General features: G+C 44.7%; 1 pseudogene. It reads left to right on the top strand.

The annotated features are described in order from the left end of the window. Positions 1–9 precede the first annotated feature (9 nt). Positions 10–485, top strand: a pseudogene (locus CYP26_RS09725) (NADH-quinone oxidoreductase subunit G); the annotation flags it as partial.

The following is a 485-nucleotide window of genomic DNA, read 5'->3' as shown; positions in this document are numbered from 1 at the left end:
GATGAGGTCGTGAAGAAATTTTCAAAGAATTTCGCCTGTGTGAGCTATGAGGCTGGCAAATTGGAGCAAATTTTACTCTTTGTGCTTAAAAACTGTGGCGAACATTTACCAGCAGCACTTCAGGCTAGACTTGAAAAATTTGATGAACACTTTGGCGTGGAGGCAGCCGCTCTTACCGAGGGCAAGGCTAAATTTACGCTCATTTTGGGTAGTGACTTTTACACTCATGAAAATGCAAATTTACTAGCTGCGCTTGTTGGAGTGATCGCACGAGCTACGCCTTTTGCTGTGATGCTGATACTGCCTCGCACAAACTCGCCTGGTGTGGCTAAAATTTGCACGCTTTCACGCGAGAAAAAGCCTGGCAAGACGCTAGGATATAACGAATTGGGCGAGTTCAAATTTAGCATTTTTGAGGGCGATCTGGACGCTGGTGCGCTAAATCAGCAAGAGTGCCCATTTACAAGAATTAATAACGAAGTAGT

The organism is Campylobacter concisus (assembly GCF_002913225.1).
Classification (GTDB): domain Bacteria; phylum Campylobacterota; class Campylobacteria; order Campylobacterales; family Campylobacteraceae; genus Campylobacter_A; species Campylobacter_A concisus_J.
This window is presented reverse-complemented; position numbering and strand designations above follow the sequence as displayed.